Annotated in this window: 16 protein-coding genes; 14 read left to right on the top strand and 2 right to left on the bottom strand. The window is 36.7% G+C overall.

The features are described 5' to 3' along the window. Window positions 1-92: 92 nt before the first annotated feature. Entirely contained in the window at window positions 93-578 is a 486-nt protein-coding gene (gene cbpB / locus OZY43_RS07860) for a cyclic-di-AMP-binding protein CbpB (protein WP_277164728.1), read from the bottom strand. 555 nt (window positions 579-1133) lie between these two features. Here cbpB and OZY43_RS07855 point away from each other — a divergent pair. From OZY43_RS07855 to OZY43_RS07820, 8 genes are all read left to right on the top strand, one after another. Further along, complete coding sequence (locus OZY43_RS07855; RefSeq protein WP_277164726.1) at window positions 1134-1472, top strand: hypothetical protein; 339 nt, start codon at window positions 1134-1136, stop codon at window positions 1470-1472. 99 nt (window positions 1473-1571) lie between these two features. Next, on the top strand, window positions 1572-1724 hold the full coding sequence (locus tag OZY43_RS07850; protein ID WP_277164724.1) for a teichoic acid D-Ala incorporation-associated protein DltX: 153 nt from the start codon (window positions 1572-1574) through the stop codon (window positions 1722-1724). 14 nt (window positions 1725-1738) lie between these two features. Further along, the gene (gene dltA / locus OZY43_RS07845; RefSeq protein ID WP_277164722.1) at window positions 1739-3253 is read left to right on the top strand and encodes a D-alanine--poly(phosphoribitol) ligase subunit DltA; all 1515 of its coding nucleotides are present in this window, start codon (window positions 1739-1741) and stop codon (window positions 3251-3253) included. Then, window positions 3253-4491 carry a D-alanyl-lipoteichoic acid biosynthesis protein DltB gene (dltB, locus tag OZY43_RS07840; RefSeq protein WP_277164720.1) on the top strand — a complete coding sequence of 413 codons (1239 nt, stop codon included), beginning with the start codon at window positions 3253-3255 and terminating at the stop codon, window positions 4489-4491. The genes dltA and dltB overlap by 1 nt, the downstream gene beginning before the upstream one ends. Window positions 4492-4519: 28 nt before the next feature. After that, window positions 4520-4759 (top strand): D-alanine--poly(phosphoribitol) ligase subunit DltC, encoded by a 240-nt coding sequence (gene dltC, locus OZY43_RS07835; protein WP_277164718.1) that lies wholly within the window; start codon window positions 4520-4522, stop codon window positions 4757-4759. After that, window positions 4752-6059: a D-alanyl-lipoteichoic acid biosynthesis protein DltD gene (gene dltD, locus OZY43_RS07830; protein ID WP_277164716.1), complete on the top strand. Its 1308-nt coding sequence runs from the start codon at window positions 4752-4754 to the stop codon at window positions 6057-6059. Before dltC ends, dltD begins: the two co-directional genes overlap by 8 nt. After that, a complete protein-coding gene (locus OZY43_RS07825; protein WP_277164714.1) occupies window positions 6059-7033 on the top strand; it encodes a serine hydrolase domain-containing protein in 975 nt (324 codons plus the stop codon). The genes dltD and OZY43_RS07825 overlap by 1 nt, the downstream gene beginning before the upstream one ends. A gap of 240 nt (window positions 7034-7273) precedes the next feature. Further along, window positions 7274-8017: a DUF975 family protein gene (locus tag OZY43_RS07820; protein ID WP_277164712.1), complete on the top strand. Its 744-nt coding sequence runs from the start codon at window positions 7274-7276 to the stop codon at window positions 8015-8017. Window positions 8018-8071: 54 nt separating this feature from the next. Here OZY43_RS07820 and OZY43_RS07815 read toward each other — a convergent pair whose 3' ends face one another. Beyond that, on the bottom strand, window positions 8072-8314 hold the full coding sequence (locus OZY43_RS07815) for a hypothetical protein (protein WP_277164710.1): 243 nt from the start codon (window positions 8312-8314) through the stop codon (window positions 8072-8074). A gap of 138 nt (window positions 8315-8452) precedes the next feature. Here OZY43_RS07815 and OZY43_RS07810 point away from each other — a divergent pair, with 138 nt between their 5' ends. From OZY43_RS07810 to OZY43_RS07785, 6 genes are all read left to right on the top strand, one after another. After that, window positions 8453-9766 (top strand): PTS sugar transporter subunit IIC, encoded by a 1314-nt coding sequence (locus OZY43_RS07810; protein WP_277164708.1) that lies wholly within the window; start codon window positions 8453-8455, stop codon window positions 9764-9766. Then, complete coding sequence (locus OZY43_RS07805) at window positions 9753-10616, top strand: alpha/beta hydrolase (RefSeq protein ID WP_277164705.1); 864 nt, start codon at window positions 9753-9755, stop codon at window positions 10614-10616. The genes OZY43_RS07810 and OZY43_RS07805 overlap by 14 nt, the downstream gene beginning before the upstream one ends. Beyond that, on the top strand, window positions 10616-13147 hold the full coding sequence (locus OZY43_RS07800) for an AAA family ATPase (protein ID WP_277164703.1): 2532 nt from the start codon (window positions 10616-10618) through the stop codon (window positions 13145-13147). The genes OZY43_RS07805 and OZY43_RS07800 overlap by 1 nt, the downstream gene beginning before the upstream one ends. Window positions 13148-13343: 196 nt before the next feature. Further along, on the top strand, window positions 13344-15452 hold the full coding sequence (locus OZY43_RS07795) for an ATP-dependent Clp protease ATP-binding subunit (RefSeq protein WP_277164701.1): 2109 nt from the start codon (window positions 13344-13346) through the stop codon (window positions 15450-15452). Window positions 15453-15898: 446 nt separating this feature from the next. Then, window positions 15899-16921 (top strand): branched-chain amino acid aminotransferase, encoded by a 1023-nt coding sequence (locus OZY43_RS07790; protein ID WP_277164699.1) that lies wholly within the window; start codon window positions 15899-15901, stop codon window positions 16919-16921. A gap of 570 nt (window positions 16922-17491) precedes the next feature. After that, window positions 17492-18889 (top strand): APC family permease, encoded by a 1398-nt coding sequence (locus OZY43_RS07785; protein WP_277164697.1) that lies wholly within the window; start codon window positions 17492-17494, stop codon window positions 18887-18889. Window positions 18890-18930 lie beyond the last annotated feature (41 nt).

The raw sequence follows: 18930 nt of genomic DNA, 5'->3' as shown, positions 1-18930 counted from the left end.
AAACTAATTTACTCTTGTTGTTAGTTATTATAATACAGTTTAAATAAAAGTGCTAAAAAAAGTTAAAAATAAGCAAAAAATATTTTGTAGTTTTAAATATCACTATTTTTTGTGATAGATGTTACTTTATATTTGCTATCAAAATTATGTGCAATGTAATTAAATACTTTGATCCATTCACGTCTAGTTAATAATCCTTGGAAGACATCATGATCATTAACAACAGGCAAAAAGGCATTGTCGACTAAGAGGTGCAATTGGACTTCTAAAGTTGTTTGGGCAAAATTAATCTTAGGAAAATCTACCTGCATCACATCCTTAACCTGTAATTCTGTTAGCGGATCAAGTGAAATCTTATCTGTTTTCATCATCTTATCTGTAATCATTGCTAAGCTAAGTAAGCCAACAACATGATTTTGCTGGTCAAGAACGGGGATTTTGGAATATTTTACACGTGTTAAAATCAAAAATGCGTGGTAGAGCGGATTATCGTCGTAAACGAAGGCAATTCGTGTTGCGGGAATTAAAAACGAACCTGCTTTTTCTTGAATTAAACGTTCAATTACTGGTGAGAACATTATTAAAATCCTTTCACTATTGTTAAAAAGTACCAAATAAAAGGGAAAAGGCTCGCAAAAATTGCGAGCCTGTTAGTTTTCATCTACTTTGAAGGAGTAAGAATGAATGAAATAAAAAAGTGGGAGTATATAGTAAGTCTTTTGACTTACTATATTATCTATAATAACCTCAAATTGTGAAATTAGCGTGTAAAAACTCTTATGAAAGAGTAAAGAATTTCTTCAGAACCATTAAAGAGAAAGAAAAACTCACGCAACACACGTGAGTCGAAAGGGATAGATATGAAATTGACTTATAAAGTCATTTCGGTTTTTTCATTATTATTTATACTTGGAGGAGTATGAATGAAAAACAAAAAAGTTGAGTTGTAATGTAATGAGAATCTTAATTCTTATTAATTACTCTTTTAGTATAACTGTTAAATGTGAAAAAAGTATGACGAATTTTATAAATAAGCAATTTTTCTATTACGTAAAATGGTTCACTGGCATTGCAATGTTATAATGATAGTAATTTGCATAGAATTGTTATTTGAAAGTAATTAAGGAGCAAAAATGGAACAGCAAAAAGCCCGTAAAAAAATTATTTTTTGGCTGCGATTTTCCGGCTGGTTTTGCTTAATTCCGGCTTCTGCTTGGTTATTAGTTATTCAAACGGCCAAGCAGATGGGATTAGCTGATTATACATTGTGGTTTGGGATAGAATTAGGTATCATTGTGCTGTTTGCAGTTTATTTGTTAACGACAGCAAACAACGTGCGCTGGCAACAGCCGCGTAACCTAATGCTGCTAGCGATTTTTGCGTTAATTTTTATTTCGCTAATTGTATTTATTTCACTGTGCTTTGCTTATAACGCTTGTTGCAAGATGAACAAGCAACCACCAGATAGATAAATTGTTTAAATTTGGTAAAATATCCGTTCGAAATATTGGGTTATTCGGCATCTGTAGTACTATAGTCAATAGTATATTTATTGTTATTGAGGGAGACATATGGATAAAAAAGAGAAAATCGATTCGCGCGGCAAACGAATAGGAAAGTTTGTTCTGACGACAATTATTTATTGTGTTATCTTAATGGCACTAATCTATTTGTATCAATATAGCGGCCTTACTTCGGTTCACTTTATTTACGACGAATTTTAAGGTGGTGTATAAAAATGATTAAAGATGTAATTAAGAAAATTGATGAAATTGCCGCAGCCGATCCTAAGCGGATTGTTTACGACTATCTCGGTCAAACTAACACTTATGGCGACCTCAAGAAACGTTCAGATGCCTGGGCACATAAAATTGCTAACTTAGCTATTCCTGCAGGCAGTCCAATTATGATTTGGGGTGGTCAAACTTTTGAAATGATTGCCAGTTTTTTGGGTTGTGTTAAGTCAGGACATGCTTATATTCCAATTGCTAGTTATTCTAATGCTGAAAGATTGGTGATGATCCAAGACGTATCACAGGCACAAGTAGTTTTGGCAATTGATAAACTGCCTGAAATCAATTTATCAAATTTGCAGGTTGTTAGTCCTAGTGATGTTGAAGACGGCGATTTTGCTATTGATCCTGCTAACTTTGTTAAAGGTAAAGATAATTTCTATATTATTTTTACTTCAGGAACTAGTGGCAAGCCTAAGGGTGTTCAAATTAGTCATGACAATCTGCTCAGCTTTGTTAATTGGGAAATGACAGACTTTGCTTTGCCAGAGCACCCAAGTTTCTTAGTTCAAGCTCCGTATTCGTTTGACCTTTCGGTTATGAGTTTGTATCCAGCATTGGTTGGTGCGGGCAAGCTAGTTGTTTTGCCACATGAGGTAACGCAGAATTTTGCACAATTATTTGTAACAATGCCAAAATTGCAATTTAACGTATGGGTTTCGACACCATCATTTGCACAAATGTGCTTTTTGGATAAGACTTTTGACGGCGCGCACCATCCAGATTTGACGCATTTTCTGTTCTGTGGAGAGGAATTACCGCATACAGAAGTCGCAATGCTTAAGAAGAAATTTCCCAATAGTAAAATCTTTAACACTTATGGTCCAACTGAGGCCACGGTTGCTGTCACGCAAGTTGAAATTACTGCTGACGTGCTTGCCAAATATGACCGTTTACCAATTGGTAAAGTTAAAGAAGATACTAGAATTACAATTGATAAATCTAAGGGAGATCAACCTAATGAAGGTGAGGTTTTGATTGAAGGACCTAGTGTTTCTCGAGGATATTTGAATAATCCAGAAAAGACAGCTAAAGGGTTCTTTAAAGATCCAGCTGACGAGTACATGACGCACCGTTCTGGTGATGAAGGCTTCTTTGACGGTGATATGCTCTTTTATCGTGGCCGTATTGATTTTCAAATTAAGTTTAACGGTTACCGTATTGAACTTGAAGAAATCAATCATTACCTTGGTAAAAATAAGTTTGTTGATCATGGTGTTGCTGCGCCAAAATATAATAAAGATCATACAGTTAAACAGATTGTTGCCGAAATTGAATTAAAAGATGGTGTTAAAGAGCAATATTCAGAAGATGAAATTACGAAAGCAATTCGCGCTGACTTGGCTGCTGGCTTGATGCCATACATGATTCCGCAACGTTTTGTTTACCGCGACCAATTGCCAGTTTCACAAAACGGTAAGGTCGACATTAAAGCTGTAATTAAGGAGGTTAATGAGTAGTGGGCTTTAACTTCATTAACTTGCAGCCTTATGGGAATCCGCAGTATTTTATCTACTTAATTATTGGTTTGTTGCCGATGATTATCAGTTTATATTACGGCCACCGGTTAAAAAGCTACGAAGTTATTTTTTCAGTAGTTTTCTTATTCTTAATTTTTGACGGTACTAAGTGGCAGCAAGGTGTCAGCTTATTAATTTATCTGGCAATTGAATTACTACTGACGTATGGCTACTTGCACTATCGTAAGGTGGGTAAAAATAAGACGTGGGTCTTTTACCTAGCTGTAATTGTAGCAATTATGCCGTTAGTGTTAGTTAAGATACAGACGGCTTTTCCGAAGGCGCAAATTCCGGGTGTCCTTGCCTTTTTAGGAATTTCGTATATTACCTTTAAAACAGTGCAAGTTATCATGGAAATTCGTGATGGTGCAATCAAAGATGTTAATCTTGGCACGTATCTGCGTTTTCTATTATTCTTTCCGACACTTTCATCAGGACCAATTGATCGTTATCGTAGATTTGCTAAAGATTGTGATACGGCGCCAAAAAGAGAACAATATGTTGATGACTTAGCACATGCTGTTCGTTATTTATTTCAAGGATTTTTGTATAAATTCGTTTTAGGCTGGTTCTTTGGGACATATTGGCTGCCGCGGATTAGCAAGTTGGCCTTAATCGCCGGTACTGCTGCAGGTGGCTTAAAATTATCCTGGTGGGTTGTTGCCTATATGTACTGCTACAGTATGTATTTGTTCTTTGATTTTGCTGGTTATTCATTATTTGCTGTATCGATTTCCTATTTTATGGGAATTCATACACCAATGAACTTTAACAAACCATTTATTTCGCAAAATATCAAGGAATTCTGGAATCGTTGGCACATGACTTTGTCCTTCTGGTTCCGTGATTACATTTATATGCGGTTCACTTTCTTTGCAATGAAGAAAAAATTGTTCAAGAATCGGATTAGATTATCGCAAGTATCATACTTTCTGTTGTTTTTAATCATGGGTTTTTGGCATGGCTTGACATGGTACTACATTGTTTATGGTGCCTTTCACGCAACGGCAATTATTATTAATGATTATTGGATTAGATTTAAGAAAAAGCATCAGGGGCAATTGCCATCAAATAAGTTTACGAAATGGTTTGCTATTTTCTTAACATTTAATGTTGTTTGTTTCAGTTTTCTGATTTTCTCTGGTTTTCTTAGCCAATTATGGTTCGGTTGGAAGTAGAGAAGAAATTTAATTAAGAGGTTATATTATGGATACCAAAAAAGAAGTTTTAGCTATTTTACAAGATTTAACTGGCGAAGATTTGTCAGATAAGATGGACGAAGATATTTTTTCTAATGGCTTAATGGATTCAATGGCTAGTGTACAAATGTTACTTAGCTTGCAAGAAAAATTTGAAATTGATGTTCCTGTTTCAGAATTTGACAGAACAGAATGGAATACACCAGCTAAGATTGTGGCAAAGGTGGAAAATTTAGAAAATGAGTAACAAACGCCGCTTATGGCAAATTTTTGGCCCGGTTCTCTGTGCTATAATTTTGCTGTTGGTGATCTTACTTTTGCCTTGGGAGAGAACTTTTTCTAAAGCTTCAATCTATCAGGCAGCTAATTCACAGACAACGACGATCTTCAAAGGCTCGCGCATGAAGCAAAATGCTTTTGATGATGGCTACGTTCCGTTCTATGGTTCAAGTGAATTGTCGCGGATGGATCCGCTCCATCCTAGTGTTTTGGCAGAAAAGTATCACCGCAATTACCGCCCGTTTTTGTTGGGTGGGCCAGGCAGTCAATCTTTAGCTCAATTTTTAGGGATGCAGGGAACGGCTCAACAATTAAAGAATAAAAAAGCAGTTGTTATTATTTCACCTCAATGGTTTACGAAAAAAGGGCAGGATCCCAATGCCTTTGCTCTCTACTATTCACCGCTGCAGGCATGTAACTTTTTGCTTGGCGTAAAGAAAAACAATCTAGCTAATCGTTATGCAGCCAAACGCTTTTTGCAGATGCCTGAAGTTAAGGGTGAGATTAGGTCTGGAATGGATAAAATTGCGGCAGGTCAAAAATTAACCTCAATGCAGCGTTTAATTTTAGAAAATCAGCGGCAAATGTTAAATAATGAAGATAAGTTCTTCAGTACTTTTCAATTACGTGATCGAATTCAAAAAATTCATGAACGGGCTAAATTGCTACCTGCTAATTATTCAATTGCGGAACTTAATCGGGTTGCTGACCAGCAAGCTGCAATTCATACTAATTCTAATGATTTTGGAATTAATAATAGTTTCTTTAGGTCACGACTTGATAAGAAAAATTTACGGAAGCTAAAGAATAGTCAAATTAGTTTTGACTATACAAAGTCAGCTGAATATAGTGATTTTGAATTGATGCTACGTCAATTTGCTAAGCAGCATACAAATGTTCTGTTTATTATTCCGCCAATTAACCAAAAGTGGTCTAATTATACTGGTTTATCACAAAAAATGTACCAAAAATCAGTTTCTAAAATTAAGTACCAATTGGCTAGTCAAGGTTTTACCAATGTTGATGACTTATCGAGATTTGGTGGCAAAAAGTATTTTATGGAAGATACAATTCACCTTGGTTGGCGTGGATGGGTTGCAGTTGATCGGTCAGTTAAGCCATTCATGGCGAAGGCAAATTTACCGTATAACTACAATCTGCATAATTATTTTTACACTAAAAAGTGGCAAAACAAGCCATATGCAGTTAGTGTAACCAATAGAACACCAGTGAATACTGATCGAAAAGAATCTTTAAAAGAAAATTAGTGCGCCAGAAAATTGCGGCTCTGGGAATTAAAGGCTCAGTTTTAGTTATCCAAAATGGCAAGACTTTGCTGGACTATGCAACAGCTAACACAACTGACACTAGTTATTTAATAAATTCTGTTCAAAAGTCAATGACGGCAGCAATGGTTATGCGAGAAGTTCAGGCAGGCAAGTTGAGTTTACGTGATCGTCTTAGTGAATTTTATCCAGAAATTCCGGGAGCAAAAAAGATCACAATTAGAAATTTGTTGACGATGACTGCAGGATTAATGCTTAAGCCAGGAGCTCAGCTAGGTCGCAAGCATTTTGTTTCGGACAGCGATAATATTCAGCGAGATATTACAAAAACTATCTTTGAAAATAAGATGTTAGGTAAGTGGTATTACAGTTCATTAAATTATGTGTATTTATGTGGTATTATTTCTCAGATTACAGGTAAAAGCTATGAACAATTATTCCGTGAAAATTATGTTAAGCCGCTAGGCTTGAAGCATACCGAGTTTCTGTGGTCAAAGCCAAGCAAGATTATTGCTAGTTGCCTTGTTCCAGGCATGGATTATCAGAACGGTCGACTGAATGTAATTAAGCATAAGGTGGCTCTACGCGCGGCTCATGATGAGCTAGGTGCAGGGTCAGTGGTAATGTCTAATCATGATCTAGCCAAAGTAATTCGTTATATTTTAACTGGTAAAATGTTATCGAATAAGAGTCGTAAGCTGCTTTATACAGCTGAACCGCCAAGTTACTATAATGGTGGCTTATATAATGATGAAAAGCACAAATTAAAAACAGCTAATGGTGCCGGTGAAGGTTACTATACTTTTATGCGGACAACAAATAATGGGCAAACATTAATTGTGATTCAGTCTAACCAAACTAAGGATGGTCAGTTCGATTTTCTGAAGCCAAAAATTGATCAGATCATGATGCAGTTGATTGGTTATAAAACAAGTAATGAAAATATGACAGGTTAAGCCTTGTCTTTTGGGTAATTGCATGCTAAAATTTTGTTGTGCCGCCACCGAGAAAGTAATCATTTTCTCCGGTAGCGAAAATGCTAATTTCTATATGTGGTCAGTAGTGACGGCACAACGCTGTGTGAGCTTAGTTCCGATGTTGGTGGAACTAGGCTTTTTTTGTATCATAAATGTACTTGACTTAGACTATAAGGAGAGTATAATGCCTGATATAAATAATTGGAAAGAAGGCTGGCAATGACTAGAGTAGAATTAAAACAAGAAGCAAAAAAGCAGCTGCATGGCAATTGGCTGTGGGCTGCGGGAGTAGTTGCAATTGTTTTTATAATCAGTTCACTTATTTCAAGTTCAGGTATTTTTACAGCTAACATTGATTTTAATGATATATCCAAATGGTTGTTAGACCTGCTGCTTGAATTTATTTTAATGATTTTTGTTAGCTTTTTGACTGAGAGTTATGCAATTACTTTTTTAAATTTGCGTGATGGTAAAAAAGATGGTGTTATTAAGTCAGCTTTTTCGGTCTTTGCTGCTAATTTATTTGTTCCTGAATTATTGAATTATCTGATGCAAATAATCTTTGAATTGTTGTGGACTTTGTTATTAATAATTCCGGGAGCAATCAAGGGGTATTCTTATGCGCTGACACCGTATATTGTTAAAGATATGGCTGATAGTGGTAAAAAAGTTAGCTTTACTGCGGGTATTACAGCTAGTAAAGAGTTGATGCGCGGTCATAAGTGGGAATTATTTGTACTTGATCTTAGTTTTTGGGGTTGGTATATCCTTTTATTTGGTTGTGGAATACTGATTGGCTATCTTTTTGGTCTAATTATTAATTTAAATTCCTATTATCCGGTTGTATATTCGATTACTGGTAATTTATTTATGGGGCTTGGTGGCTTAGTGTTAGCACCGTATGTTCAAACAACTAAGGCTAATTTTTATCGTAATTTAGCTGGTGAACAATTTAGTAAGTAAGAATTTAAAATTAAATAAAAAGGGTAGGAATTATTCCTACCCTTTTTTATATCATTAATAGCGATTAAGATCTTCAATATTGCTATTAAATAAGTGCTCTGAATACTTAATACTTGCACTACTGTTACTATCAGTATCTTGCAAAGCATCTTTAACTTGATTGGAGCTTAGATGATCAATAAGAAAAGCTTGCAGTGCCTTATTAACTAGGTCACTCATATCAGTTTTAGTTACTTCAAGATATTTTTCTGCTAATTTCTCTGTTTTTTCATTTAGTGTTATTTTCTTTTTGCTCATTTTCTCACCTTTCAGAAATCATTTTTATTATATCATTTTTTAAAATTAGTAGTTAAGAAATCACTAATTACCTTAAATTGCTACCTGTAAGCGTATAATAAAGTATCAATCTAATTAATCTAAGGTAAGGTTTATATAATGGTCGATTTTACTACTAAAGTTGTATTATGGGTGCAAAAGCGCTCTTTCTTTCAGGGGGTACAAAATACATTGATAATGTTGATGCCTGTTGCTGTTATGGGTTCATATTTTCAATTGCTGTTTGACCTCGTTTTTTCACCTAATGGAATGATTTATAATATTTTTGACTTGGATAAGATTATTTCTGATCATCTCTGGTATGCTGGCTCCTTTGTAACACGTGGAATGGTGGCAGTTACTTTTGGCGTATTTGGTGTTTATGCAGCTTATTTTATGGCGCGCTATACTGCTAGAATATACCATCGGGATTCGACAATGGCTGGAATGGCTGCGGTATTGGTAATTTTATTTTGTTCATATGCTTCAAGCAGCGGCAAAGATAGTCGGATGCCTTTTACAACTGGCTTACTGCAAGTTGATGGTGTTTTTATTGCCTTAGTTATTGGTTATTGTGTTGGTCAAGTCTTTCGCCTGTTAGGTAAAGAATATCAACCTGTTGCTGCCGAAAACTCAAGTTGGATTCGTCACCGGGCTTGGCTGAGTGTTGAACCAATGATTGTTTCGCTTTTTTTGGGAATTATTTTAGGAATTATCATTTATGAGTTGCAATTAAAAATGTTGAATTCGGCTAGTTTTAGTGAATTAGTGAGTCGCTTGCAGACAACCAATAATTTAGCAGAAGTGCTGCTACTTTCGGCAGTCGTTACTTTTTTGAGTTGGCTGGGAATTGGGTACCCGTTGCGCTCACTTTCAGGAACAATTAATAATGCCTATACTGCAGAGAATTTAACATCCGCGTTACGTCATGGCAATTCGTGGAATGTACCGTATAAGTTTTTGGGGAGTTCATTGATTAACAGCTACGGGACGATGGGCGGAGCCAGTATTGTCTTAGCGCTTATTGTTTTACTGCTTTTACGACGTAAAAATCATGAAATTGAGTCAGTTGCGCGAATTAGTTTGCTGCCAGTTGCCTTTAATTCAACGCTGGGATTCACGATTGGGCTGCCATTAGTTTTGAATCCCTTGTTTATGTTACCCGCAATTATTTTACCGCTGATTAATATGTTACTGGCTGCTTGTGCGATTAGTTTACATTTTTTGCCAGTCTGTGTGTATCCAATTTTGAAAGGGACACCAGGAATATTAATTCCATTTTTTGGGACAAACGGTAATTGGCTAGCGTTAATGTTTACAATAATTTTGTTTATTTTGGATCTGTTGTTGCTATTGCCCGTTGTTAAGGTTGATGAACATCTAGAAGAACTGTTGCGTATTAAACAAGGAGACTTAATTGATGCAAAAAAATAATAATTATAAGTGGTTAATTTTCTTACTGCTGATTATGGTTGTCCTGTCTATACCTAGCTATTTTTGGATGAAAAAATCTAATAATGCTCGTGCTGAGCGCAGTAAGTCACTGTTATCGCCAGTAATTATGGTGCCAGGCTCAAGTGCAACAACAGAACGTTTTAACCAATTAATTGATCAATTGAATAAGACAACGTTGCACCATCATAGTGTGTTGAAGGTTAACGTTTCACGTGAAGCAAAATTAACATATAGTGGGGCAATTGGCAAAAATGACCTAGAACCGTTTATTATTATTGGCTTTGATAATAATAAGGATGGCTATAGCAATATTAAGAAGCAAACTAAATGGCTGGATGTTGCCTTTAATTCGCTCATGCATAACTATAAATTCAATAATTTTAAGGCTTTTGGTCATTCTAATGGGGGACTGATCTGGACTTACTGGTTAGAGCATTATTATTCGCAATATTCTAATGAGACAAAAATGAAGTGTTTGATGACTTTGGGCACACCGTACAATTTTACAGAAAATAACTTAAATAATCATACGCAAATGTTGGCTGATTTTATTAAATATCGGTCGCGATTACCGCAAAAGCTGCGCGTTTATTCATTGTCTGGCGGCAAAAATTATGAATCTGATGGCATTGTTCCAGAATCTAGTGTGGCGGCTGCTAAATTTATTTTTCAAAATCAAGTTAAATCTTACACGGCAATGACGGTTACGGGAAAAGAAGCCGATCATTCTGATTTGCCACAAAACAAACAGGTTGTTCAATTAATCCGGCAATATTTGTTAGTGCCGGAGAAACAACCTAAGCTGAATAATAGAAAGGACGGACAATAATGCAATATGAAAAGCAGCCAACTAAAATTGAAGTTATTGGTGGTCGCGTTAATAACTTAAAAAATATTAATGTTGCGATTCCATTGCATCGATTTGTTGTAATTTCGGGACTTAGTGGCTCAGGTAAATCCAGTTTAGCAATGGGAATTCTCTATTCTGAAGGTGCAAGACGGTATCTTGATTCACTTGCGACCTATACAAGACGGCGAATTAGTCAGGTTGGTCGTGCAGAGGTTGATGAGGTTCGGCATATTCCGTCTGCTTTAGCGTTAAGACAACGTCCGCCAATGCCAGGTGTGCGGTCAACAGTGGGCACGGTAACGGAAGTTTTTAATATTTTACGTCTGATTTTTTCAAGATTGGGTTCACCAGTTTGTCCGAATGGCCACCGGATTAAGTCAACAATTAAAATTGCGCAGGCAATGGACTTATCTGGCGCAGCAATGGGTCAGATAACCTGTCCTGTCTGTGGCGTGCATTTTTATGCTTTTAGTGCGGAAGACTTTGCCTTTAATTCAGATGGTGCCTGCAAAGAATGTCAGGGACTAGGAACGGTTGAACAGATTGATGATAGTAAAATTATTGCTGATGAAAATTTATCCTTAGAGCAAGGAGCAGTTGCTACTTGGCAAATTCCTGGACGGAACTGGATGTGGCGGATTGCACGTGAATTGGGAGTGCGGGTCGATGTTCCATATCGCGAATTGAATACGAAAGAAAAGCAAATTGTGTTGCATGGCAAAGAACGTAAAATACCGGTTGATGTCCCAACATCTACTGGTCGTGTGTATCATCTTAATGCCTTGTACGAAAACGCGTATCAGGCAGTTGCTAATTCACGCAGGACGACTAAGTCTGAGCGCGGTTTAGCTCGGATTGATGCTTTTTATCGTTTTAATACTTGCCCACGTTGTCATGGCTACCGTATTGATCCTAGTCGTTGGTCACAATTAGTTGCTGGTAAGAATATCGTTGAAGCTGAACAGTTGACCTTAGGTCAATTGGATAAGTATATGCAAGAGATATTAATCGCATTGCCAGCAAATATGCAGGCTTTGGCACAAGATTTAACTGGTGAGTTGATGCATCAAGTTAAGCCACTACTTAAGTTGGGCTTAGATTATTTAAGTTTAGAGCGGCAGGCTAGCAGTCTGTCAACGGGTGAACTGCAGCGAATTCAGTTAGGCCGGACGTTGAGAACAGAAACTACAGGTGTACTTTATGTCTTGGATGAACCATCAGTTGGCTTGCATCCAGACAATGTTGCTGGACTAATTGAGATCTTTCATGAGTTAGTTAATCAGGGAAACTCGCTTGTTGTGGTTGACCATGAAACCTCAATCATTAATGCCGCTGATTGGATTATTGAAATTGGTCCAGGTTCAGGTGATAAAGGTGGTCAAATTATTGCGCAGGGTACGCCTGAACAGGTTAAGCAAGATGCAGTTTCGCATATTGGTCCTTACCTAACAGGCACTGCAGTACTGAATGTGCGGCCCCTAGCAACGTCAACCGATTTATTTAAGCAAGGAGAAATCTCATTTACAATTAATCGGCGGTTTAATTTAAGAGATGTTCATGCGCGAATCCCAGTGGGACGGTTAACATCAATTACTGGCTTTTCTGGTGCTGGTAAGACAACAATGATTCTTGATTCGTTGCTTCCAGCTCTTAAGGCACACAAAAAGCAAGAGTCTGGGCCATCTTGGGTAAGGGATTTAACTAGTGGCGGTATTACCAACGTGATTAGTGTTGACTCTGCCCCAGTTGGTAAAAATCAACGCTCAACGGTTGCAACGTACACTGATATTATGACGAATTTACGTAAGTTATTTGCTAAGCAGCCGTTAGCTAAAAAACTGCAATATCGAGCAGCGCATTTTTCGTATAATAATAAAGAAGGTGCATGTCCTGCTTGTGGTGGTACTGGAGTAATCGCACTAGATATTCAATATTTACCTGATATGGTAGAAACTTGTTCGACTTGTGGCGGGCAGCGCTATAATTCTGACGTATTACGGGTAAAGTGGCATGGCTTAAGTATTGCTGATGTTCTGGCTTTTTCTGTTGATGAGGTTCTTGAGCAAGAATTATTTGCCAAAATACCAGCAATTCAGAAAACCATTGTGACTTTGCATGATATGAGCTTGGGCTACTTGCATTTGGGTGAATCAACGCCAGCTCTATCTGGTGGTGAGGCGCAACGTTTAAAGTTAACTAGTCATTTGCATCGCAGACAGACAGGGAGTTTATTTGTTTTTGATGAGCCAACAGTTGGCTTGCATCCATATGATGTTCGCAACTTATTAGGAGTTTTTCAAAAATTATTAGCTAAACAAGCAACAATTATTACAATTACTCATGATCTAGATATTATGGCTAATAGTGATTATATGATTGACATGGGGCCACGTGGTGGTAAGCAAGGTGGCCAAATTATTGCCTGTGGGTTACCTGTGGATATCTCGAAAAATACCAGCAGTTTAACGGCTAAATATTTGCAAGCACATTATCATCTATACCAAAAGTAAATTAAAATACTATACAAAGCATTGATAAATCAATGCTTTTTGTTTACTAAAAGAAAATAGGTAAATTGTGGAAAAATGAGTTAAATAATTTGCTATTTGTGGATAACCTGCTATACTTTGGGATGTAAACAAGTTAGCACTCGAATGATTAGAGTGCTAATTGATGACGAAAAACTACAATAAGGGGTGTTAATAAATGGCATACTTTGATAATGATTTTGACAATTTATTTAACGAATTAAACAGTTCTTTCTTTGGTAATCAGGATGATCATAATAATGGAGCAGTTCCTATCCATTATTCTGGCAGTATGAATTTTTCACCGCAGAATTTTAACGGTCAGGCTCAAGCAGTGCAGCCAAATGCTCAAAAAGAAAAGCCGATTGGTGTGGATTTGGTCGAACAAGCGAAGAATAATAAGTATGATCCGGTAATTGGTCGTGATGAACAAATTCAGGAAGTAATCGAAATTCTGAGTCGGCGTAAGAAGAATAATCCTGTACTTGTTGGTCCCGCTGGTGTTGGTAAAACAGCAATTGTTGAAGGCTTAGCCCAAAGAATTGCAAGCGGCAATGTTCCAGACAAAATGAAAGACAAGCACATCATTGAAGTTAATGTTAATGATATGGTTGCTGGTTCTAGCTTACGTGGTAGTTTTGAAGAACGGCTCAAGAAGGTAATTGATCAAGCGAAAAAAGACCCGAATATTATCTTGTTTATTGATGAATTACATAATATTGTTGGCGCTGGTTCAACAGATTCTGAAAATAACAGCGGGGATGCTGCTAATATCTTGAAACCAGCCTTAGCAAGTGGTGACCTGAACTTAATTGGGGCAACAACAACAGGTGAATACCGCAGAATTGAAAATGATGCTGCATTAGCACGGCGGTTCCAACCAGTCCAGGTTCCAGAACCATCAGCTGATGTGACAGTTAAAATTTTACAAGGACTTAAAAAGAAATATGAGGACTATCATCATGTTAAATATGATGATAGTGCATTGCGTTTAGCAGTTGAATTATCGCAACGGTATATTCAAGGTCGGCATTTACCGGATAAAGCAATTGATTTAATGGATGAAGCTGGTGCTAAAAAAGGCTTGGATACTGTGCCTGAAGACGAAGCTAGCTTGCAGGAGCGCATTGCTAAATTAGAAAAAGAAAAGAAGGCTGCTGCTGAAAAAGAAGATTATGCCAAGGCTGACACTTTAAAGAAGCAAATTAAGGAATTAACAGACAAAAAAGATCACGTTCACGATGTTGCTTCACCGCGGGTTACGGATCAGGATATTTATGCTTTAATTGAAGCTAAAACTAAGATCCCAATGAGTGAATTACATGCAAGCGAGGGCCAACACAATATTGATTTGGCTAAACACCTGAAGGAAGCTGTCATCGATCAAGATAATGCAATTGACATTATTACCGATGCGATTGCGCGTAAGCAGGTCTTTAAGGATACTGATCGGCCAACGGGTTCATTCTTGCTTACTGGTCCAACAGGAGTTGGTAAGACCGAACTTGCTAAACAACTAGCGATTCAATTATTTGGTGGTGAAAATCACCTGATTCGACTTGATATGTCAGAATATCAAGACCAAATGGCAGTTAACAAGTTAATTGGTTCTGCTCCGGGTTATGTTGGCTATGGCGAAGGAGGTCAATTAACTGAAAAGGTTCGTCACCAACCATATAGTCTGATTTTGCTTGATGAAATTGAAAAGGCTAATCCACAAGTCTTTAATGCTTTATTGCAGATTATGGATGATGGGCGGTTAACAGATGCTCAAGGTAGAACAGTTTCCTTCAAGGATACAATCTTGATTATGACTTCTAATGCCGGTTTTTCTGATAAGTTACTTAAGGATGGTAAAGTCGATCATGATAAGATGATTAAGGTCTTGGAAAATTACTTTAGACCAGAATTTTTGAATCGGCTAGACGCCATTGTGCCATTTAATTCTTTGAGTCCAGAGGATATGACTAAAATTATCGATATTTACCTCAAAAAGATGACCAGTGTTCTTGCTAAGAGAAAGGTTAAAGTAGAAGTAAGTCCTGACGCCAAGGCATATCTTGCTGAAAAAGGCTATGATAAGAAATTTGGTGCGCGGCCACTGCGGCGGGTAGTTGAGCAAGACTTAGAAACACCGATTGCTAAATTGCTGATGAAAGAACCAGAAACTAAAGAAGTTAAATTTACAGCTGATAAGCAGCATGTTTATTTAAATGGTGCGGCAATTTTAACTATTAATTCAAAAGTAGAATCTGAAGCTGAAAAAGTCGAAAAAGAAGAAAAATAGGTTTAGTTAACTTATAATAAAACCCCGAAATTATATTAATTTCGGGGTTTTATATTGTTTTAAAGTTACTTTTCAGTTATATATTTTCCAGCAAGACGACCAAAAGTTAGTGCATGACTTTGCTGCAAGCCCAGGTACTCTATCCGGATATGATCCCCAGAAGAAGCCACCAGAGCAGTTTCCCGCAGCGTAAAGTCCCTCAATAGGTTTCTTTTGTTTATTTAGATATTGTATTGATTATGTTAGGACTAGCGCACTGCTAGCAGTCATATTTTTAGTTTTGGGATACTTTGTACTTAATTAAATGTATCCACTTTAAAATATAGTGTTGACAATTAACTGTTTATGAGTTAAATTAGCAGTTAATTAAATATTTATTAAAATATTTTTAGTGTATATAGTTACTTATTGTTTAAATAACAACTTAATAACTGGAGGCAATTTTCATGAAACAAAAATTAGCAGATCTTGATTGGAATAATCTGGGCTTTGAATATCGCGATTTACCTTATCGCTATGAGGCTAAATATAAAGATGGTCAATGGCAGGAAGGCAAGATGATTGAAGATTCAACTCTTACTCTTTCTGAGGGCGCTGAAGTATTACATTACGGCCAAGAAATTTTTGAAGGTTTGAAGGCTTACCGTCGTAAAGATGGGAAAATTAACCTCTTTCGTCCTGACCAAAATGCTCATCGTTTTGCCTTATCAGCTAAGCGATTAACAATGCCAGTATATCCTGAAGATAAATTTGTTGCTGCTGTTAAGCAAGTGGTGCTAGCAAATAAAGAATATGTTCCACCTTATGATAGTGGTGCGACATTATATATTCGCCCGTTTATGATTGGTACCTCGAAGGCTTTGGGAGTGGATGCTGCTACTGAATATACATTTCGAATTTTTGCAACGCCAGTTGGTGCTTACATTAAAGGCTTAAATCCTGCAGCTTATAAAGTTAGTGAATATGATCGAGCTGCTTATGCCGGTACTGGTCAAGCTAAGACATCTGGTAACTATGCTAGCAGCTTGTTACCATCAGTTGAGGCTCACCAAACTGGATTCGCTGATTGTTTGTACCTTGATCCGCGGGAACATAAGTATGTTGATGAATTTGGTGGTGCGAACTTCTTTGGCATTACGCAAGATGGACAATTCGTTACACCAAAATCAAAATCAATTTTAGTTTCAATTACTAAACGGTCATTGTTAGAAGTTGCAAAGCATCAAGGTTTAAATCCGGTTGAACGGCAAATTACTTTGGAAGAAGCCTTTAAGATGAAGGAAGCTGGTGCGATGGGTACTGCTGCCGTTATTTCGCCAGTTGGTTCAATTACTTATCAAGGACAAAAGCACGTTATTTATAGCGAAGAAAAGACTGGACCAGTTACGACCAAATTGTATAATGAATTGATTGCTATTCAGTATGGCGATAAGAAGGGTCCAGAAGGCTGGGTTCAAACAATCGATTAAAAAAGATAGAATAATTAAAAAGGACACGGAATGTTGCAGTGTCCTTTTTTGGTGTCGTCATTTAGAAACTAAAATATTTGAAAGGGCTAGATTTTCAGTCATATTTTTAATATTGTTGAAAATTATTGATGAATTGTTTAAGAGAAAAAATTAAATAATAGGTAAAAATGAAACAAGTGACAAGTCGGGGTTTAGTGCTTCGCGGGTGCTAGAAGCACCGGCCCGTGAAAAGTGGTGCCTGAATCTTTAACTAAAAGAATTTGGTAACTGATATTGTCAGTGCTGTAGATTATTTTGGTCGCATTTTTGCTAGTTGAGTATAATTGGTAGGTTCAGTTTGGCTTAATTGTTGATGGTATTAATTGGTACGCTATTTTTGCAATAACTTTAGTTTTTATTATTATATTGGCTAACAAAAATCGAAATTCGAGCAAAGAAATAATTTGATAAAATCAGGTGTTTATTATGAGTCTAGCTTGATTTGATAACAATTTTGGTATGGAATTTAGATAAAAACTTCCATATAATAGAATTGTTATGTCAAATTTGTAGTTATAGATAGGATTGAAAATGAAAAATAATAAACAGGGAAGTGACAAACTAGGCTTTGGTGCCATGGTTTTTCTGGCAATTAATTTAATTATTGGGTCAGGAATTTTTTTGACACCCGGAAGTGTAGTTAAGCAGGCAGGAAGTAAAACACTTTTTATTTATTTGGCTGCTGCATTTGTTGCTTCAATTCTTGCGTTGCCTTTTGCTGCCGCATCGAAATATGTTAATAAAGCAGGTGCCTCGTATGCATATTCAAAGGCAGCTTTTGGTTTTAAATTTGGCTTTTATATTGGTGCAACTTGTTATTTTGCAACCAGTGCTGCTTGGGGCGTCGCTTCAGTTGGAATTACTAAATCGGCGCTATCTGTTTTGGGAGCTAACTCTAATAGTATACTTAATGTGACAGTCGGCTTAGGGGTACTAATGACGATTATTACGATCGTTAATTTATTTGGCCAGAAGTTCATCAAAAAGGTAATGAATATGGCTACGCTTGGTAAATTATCTACGCTACTATTAATTATTGTTGCTGGGGTTATTTTGCTGCTTGTAACTGGAGTTTCACACCGATTAAACGAGGTTGATCAGATTAGAATTAATGGTCAGCAAGTAGTTCCAGCTTTAACAATGAGTGGCACAGTGATGGCCGTTGTCTCGGCCTTTTATGCTTTTACGGGTTTTGAATCAGTGGCATCAGGTGCTGAAGATATGGAAAATCCTGAAAAGAATTTGCCACGAGCAATTCCGCTGGCAATTTTAACTGTTGCTCTGATCTATATTGGCGTTTTAACTGTTGCCTTAAAGTTGAATCCTGACGTCCTACTTAAAACCAAGCAGGTTATTGCTTTAGCTGCAATATTTAATAACGAAATTTTGCGGGATGTTGTCTTGATTGGGGCTTTAGTGTCAATGTTAGGGTTGAATTTTGCTTACAGCTTTAGTACACCACGAATTTTGGAAGCAATGGCTCGCGAAAAGCAAATCTCTAAGAAATTGACTAAGAGAACGGAGAAAAACTTTCCCCTCAGAACTTACTTTATTTCTGCTATCTTGGCAATTGTAATTCCGTTATCATTTCAATATAATATGACTAATTTGATTACATTAAGTGCAATCGTCCGTTTTTTAGAGTTTACAATTGTGCCGCTAGCAGTGATTTGCTTTTACTTTGATAAAAGTAAGGAACAGGTTCTTGCAGCCAATAAGAATATTTGGACAGATTTGGTATTGCCAGTTTTAGCAGTAATTTTAGTTGTTTTCTTGTTAACTGAGTATAATTGGCGTGAACAGTTTGGGGTAATTGTGAATAATCGGGTAATTGGTGTTAATTGGTATGCGATTATTGCGATGATCTTTGGCTTTTGTATATTACCATTTATTATGTATCTGATCTCGCGGTCAGAGTGGGAAAAGTGACATAATTTATTTTAAATTAAATAAAAAGTGAACATTTTTAA

This window comes from Lactobacillus sp. ESL0785 (genome assembly GCF_029395455.1).
Classification (GTDB): Bacteria; Bacillota; Bacilli; order Lactobacillales; family Lactobacillaceae; genus Lactobacillus.
This window is presented reverse-complemented; position numbering and strand designations above follow the sequence as displayed.

Excerpts from the sequence above, each read along its gene's own strand:
- OZY43_RS07795 (WP_277164701.1), top strand. The coding sequence starts at position 13,344 with ATGGCATACTTTGATAATGATTTTGACAATTTATTTAACGAATTAAAC.
- OZY43_RS07850 (WP_277164724.1), top strand. The coding sequence starts at position 1,572 with ATGGATAAAAAAGAGAAAATCGATTCGCGCGGCAAACGAATAGGAAAG.
- OZY43_RS07800 (WP_277164703.1), top strand. The coding sequence starts at position 10,616 with ATGCAATATGAAAAGCAGCCAACTAAAATTGAAGTTATTGGTGGTCGC.
- cbpB (WP_277164728.1), bottom strand. The coding sequence starts at position 578 with ATGTTCTCACCAGTAATTGAACGTTTAATTCAAGAAAAAGCAGGTTCG.
- OZY43_RS07810 (WP_277164708.1), top strand. The coding sequence starts at position 8,453 with ATGGTCGATTTTACTACTAAAGTTGTATTATGGGTGCAAAAGCGCTCT.
- dltD (WP_277164716.1), top strand. The coding sequence starts at position 4,752 with ATGAGTAACAAACGCCGCTTATGGCAAATTTTTGGCCCGGTTCTCTGT.
- dltC (WP_277164718.1), top strand. The coding sequence starts at position 4,520 with ATGGATACCAAAAAAGAAGTTTTAGCTATTTTACAAGATTTAACTGGC.
- OZY43_RS07790 (WP_277164699.1), top strand. The coding sequence starts at position 15,899 with ATGAAACAAAAATTAGCAGATCTTGATTGGAATAATCTGGGCTTTGAA.
- OZY43_RS07815 (WP_277164710.1), bottom strand. The coding sequence starts at position 8,314 with ATGAGCAAAAAGAAAATAACACTAAATGAAAAAACAGAGAAATTAGCA.
- OZY43_RS07785 (WP_277164697.1), top strand. The coding sequence starts at position 17,492 with ATGAAAAATAATAAACAGGGAAGTGACAAACTAGGCTTTGGTGCCATG.
- dltA (WP_277164722.1), top strand. The coding sequence starts at position 1,739 with ATGATTAAAGATGTAATTAAGAAAATTGATGAAATTGCCGCAGCCGAT.
- OZY43_RS07805 (WP_277164705.1), top strand. The coding sequence starts at position 9,753 with ATGCAAAAAAATAATAATTATAAGTGGTTAATTTTCTTACTGCTGATT.
- OZY43_RS07820 (WP_277164712.1), top strand. The coding sequence starts at position 7,274 with ATGACTAGAGTAGAATTAAAACAAGAAGCAAAAAAGCAGCTGCATGGC.
- OZY43_RS07855 (WP_277164726.1), top strand. The coding sequence starts at position 1,134 with ATGGAACAGCAAAAAGCCCGTAAAAAAATTATTTTTTGGCTGCGATTT.